Genomic DNA, 2,686 nt, shown 5'->3' with positions numbered 1-2,686 from the left:
GCACGAACCGGAAGTGGTGTTTCAAGGGATTGGCCGCCCCGGGACCGTCCGCGCAGATGCGTGTCCGGTGCTCCCTGCCAGGCAGCTCGAAGAACTGTACGCGCTTCGGCGACCGGATGCAAACGTCGTGCAAGGACGGCCGGCCGGACCCCGGGGAGAGGGGTCCGGCCGGTGGAGCCGCGCGGCTCAGCTGTTGGTGGGGAAGCCCAGGTTGATGCCGCCGTGCGACGGGTCCAGCCAGCGCTGGGTCACGGCCTTGCCCCGGGTGAAGAACTGCACGCCGTCCTGGCCGTACGCGTGGGCGTCGCCGAAGAGCGAGGCCTTCCAGCCTCCGAAGGAGTAGTAGGCGACCGGGACCGGGATCGGCACGTTGATGCCGACCATGCCGACCTCCACCTCGAACTGGAAGCGCCGGGCCGCGCCTCCGTCGTTGGTGAAGAGCGCGGTGCCGTTGCCGTACGGGTTGGCGTTGATCAGCGCCAGACCCTCCTCGTACGAGTCGACGCGCACGACGGAGAGCACCGGGCCGAAGATCTCGTCGTTGTAGACGGACATGCCGGGCTTCACGTGGTCGAACAGCGTCGGGCCGAGCCAGAAGCCGTCGGCCGTCGGGGAGCCGTTCCGGTCCTCGGCGGTGACGGGGTGCTTGCGGCCGTCCACGGCGAGCTCGGCGCCGTCGGCGATCCCGGACTCCACGTAGGAGGTGACCTTGTCGCGGTGCTGGCCGGTGACCAGCGGCCCCATCTCGGAGTCGCCGTTGCAGCCCGGGCCGACCTTCAGGGTGGCCACCCGCTGCTTGATCTTCTCGACCAGCTCGTCGCCGATCGGGTCGACCGCGACCAGGACGGACACCGCCATGCAGCGCTCGCCGGCCGCGCCGAAGCCGGCGTTGACGGCGGCGTCGGCGGCGAGGTCGAGGTCGGCGTCCGGCAGGACCAGCATGTGGTTCTTGGCGCCGCCCAGGGCCTGCACGCGCTTGCCGTAGCGGGTGCCGGTCTCGTAGACGTAGCGGGCGATCGGGGTGGATCCGACGAAGCTGACGGACTTGACGTCCGGGTGCTCCAGCAGGCGGTCGACGGCCACCTTGTCGCCGTGCACGACGTTGAAGACGCCGTCCGGCAGGCCGGCCTCCTTCCACAGCTCGGCGAGGAAGTTGGCGGCGGACGGGTCCTTCTCCGAGGGCTTCACCACGACGGTGTTACCGGCCGCGATGGCGATCGGGAAGAACCACATCGGCACCATGGCCGGGAAGTTGAACGGCGAGATGATCGCGACCGGGCCGAGCGGCTGGCGGATCGAGTAGACGTCGACGCCGGTCGAGGCCTGCTCGGTGAAGCCGCCCTTGATCAGCTGCGGGATGCCGCAGGCGTACTCCACGACCTCCAGGCCGCGGGCGATCTCGCCCAGCGCGTCGGAGTGCACCTTGCCGTGCTCCGCCACGATGATCGAGGCCAGCTCGTCGCGGCGGGCGTTCAGCAGCTCGCGGAAGGCGAAGAGCACCGTCGTCCGCTTCGCGATCGAGGCGGTGCGCCACTCGGTGAAGGCCGCCGCGGCGGCGGCCACCGCCTGGTCGACCTCGGCGATCTCGGCGAAGTCGACCTGGCCGGCGACCTGGCCGGTGGCCGGGTCGAAGATGTCTCCGCGACGGGGGGCCGCACCGGCGGTGGCGACCGGCTTGCCGCCGATCCAGTGAATGATGTGCTTGCTCAAGATCCGTCTGCCTCCGAAGTCCCGGGCGGCGTCCTGCCACCGGTCCGGTCTGGCGCCGCCCGCAGCCGGGCCGGGCGCCGTGAAATCACGGGGCTACCGCGTCGTCTCCCAGTCTGGTGGCCGCTCCGGCCCGGCTCAACGAACAGGCTGACGGGGATCGTGGATTCAGCCTTACAGGTCGTCCGGTCACCCGGCCGAACGAGCGCACCGCAGTGTGGGCGCACCGCGTGACCACCACGACCCGTCGCGTGGACCGGCGGGCCGGCCGTCAGGACTCCCCGTCCTCCAGCTCGTCCAGGTACGGATCGTGCAGCCCGTCCGCGGCCTCCTGGGTCTCCAGCAGGTCCAGCCGCAGGTCCTGGGCCCAGGCCAGCGCCCAGCGCTTCAGCTCGGCCACCTCCCCGGCGGGGACGCCCCGGGCCCGGAACCGCCCGTCCGCAGCCTCGGCGAGCGTCTCCAGCCGCTCGGCCAGCGCCGTGGGCTGGAAGTCCGGATCCAGCTCGCCCGCCAGTGCGAGCAGTTCGCCCTCCCGGTAGTTCCGGGTGAGGGCGCGCACGTCGATCAGGTCGCGCGGCATGCCCCGGTCGACCAGCAGCGCGGTGGTCAGCGCGGCCGCGTCCTCCAGTGCGACGACGGGCAGCACCACCGGCGGCTCGTCCGGTCCGGGCGCACCGAGGTCGAGCCGGACCGGACGGTGGCCCAGCGGCTCCTTGCGCAGTTCCACCGAGTGCGACCGCCCGCCCAGCGCCAGCCGGACGGTGAGCTGCTCCAGCCTCGGTGTGCCCGGCCGCTCGACGGCCCCGCCGCCCGCCACCCGGTACGCCTCGCCCAGGGCGGCGGCCACCTCCGGCAGGTCGGCGCGGCCGGTCGCCAGGGTCAGCCCGTCCTGCGGGCAGGCCGCGACCCCGTGGGCGCGCAGCGTGTGCCCACCGGCCAGCGCGAGGCCGTACCGGTCGCAGACGGGCGCGGCCACCGC

General features: G+C 72.6%; 2 protein-coding genes. Both read right to left on the bottom strand.

Annotated elements, in window-relative coordinates:
- Positions 1-186: 186 nt before the first annotated feature.
- Positions 187-1,713: a CoA-acylating methylmalonate-semialdehyde dehydrogenase gene (locus AB0E96_RS40325; RefSeq protein WP_359831718.1), complete on the bottom strand. Its 1,527-nt coding sequence runs from the start codon at positions 1,711-1,713 to the stop codon at positions 187-189.
- Positions 1,714-1,978: 265 nt separating this feature from the next.
- The coding region (locus tag AB0E96_RS40320; RefSeq protein ID WP_359831716.1) for a hypothetical protein at positions 1,979-2,686 on the bottom strand (708 nt) is incomplete at its 5' end.

Origin of the sequence: Kitasatospora sp. NPDC036755, assembly GCF_040636595.1 — a bacterium.
GTDB lineage: Bacteria > Actinomycetota > Actinomycetes > Streptomycetales > Streptomycetaceae > Kitasatospora.
This window is presented reverse-complemented; position numbering and strand designations above follow the sequence as displayed.